General features: G+C 38.3%; 1 protein-coding gene. It reads left to right on the top strand.

All coding sequences use genetic code 11. The features are described 5' to 3' along the window. Positions 1-162 precede the first annotated feature (162 nt). Entirely contained in the window at positions 163-618 is a 456-nt protein-coding gene (gene tnpA, locus DK857_RS19075; protein ID WP_109402994.1) for an IS200/IS605 family transposase, read from the top strand. Positions 619-737 lie beyond the last annotated feature (119 nt).

Raw genomic sequence — 737 nt, 5'->3', positions numbered from 1 at the left:
TATTTATTATGGGCTTTAGCCAGTTTAAGTCGCGTCAGCGTCTTAAATATAAAACCACCCGCTATGCGGGTGGGTATTAAAGGTTATACCAAGAAAAACACCTTTCCGTTACGATATAGATGTTCAAGCTAATATTCGTAACTTAAATAAGGAAAGGTGTTTATGGGCATTAAAGCACAAAGCTCAGCACATACAAAGTGGCTGTGTAAATACCATATCGTCTTTTCGCCGAAATATAGACGGAAAGTAATTTTTAATAAAATTCGTTCAAGTATAGGTGAAATCCTTCGAGGCCTTTGTAAATATAAAGGTGTAGAAATAATCGAAGGGCACCTTATGCCAGATCATGTTCATATGTTAGTGAGTATTCCACCGAAGATATGCGTATCAAGCTTCATGGGATATTTGAAAGATAAAAGTTCGTTGATGATCTTTGATAGACATGCCAATCTCAAATATAAATTTGGCAACAGAAAGTTTTGGGCGGAAGGGTTCTATGTCACAACAGTTGGACTCAATGAAGCCACAATTCAAAAGTATATCAGAGAGCAAGAAAAGTCGAATTTAATCTCGGATAAATTGAGCAGTAAAGAATATGAAAACCCCTTCAAGGGGTAAGCCAAAGTAGCAAAGACACTGAGCTTGAACGAAGAGAAAGCAGCGTCATTTAGGCGCAGTCGGTAACAAGCCCTTATAGGGCAAGAGCAAACCACCCGTTTTACGGGTGGTTATGATTA

The sequence above is a fragment of the Proteus terrae genome (assembly GCF_003144325.1).
In the GTDB taxonomy this organism is placed as follows: Bacteria; Pseudomonadota; Gammaproteobacteria; order Enterobacterales; family Enterobacteriaceae; genus Proteus; species Proteus terrae.
This window is presented reverse-complemented; position numbering and strand designations above follow the sequence as displayed.

Bases quoted from the DNA above. Each gene is read 5' to 3' on its own strand.
- tnpA (WP_109402994.1), top strand. From the start codon at position 163: ATGGGCATTAAAGCACAAAGCTCAGCACATACAAAGTGGCTGTGTAAA.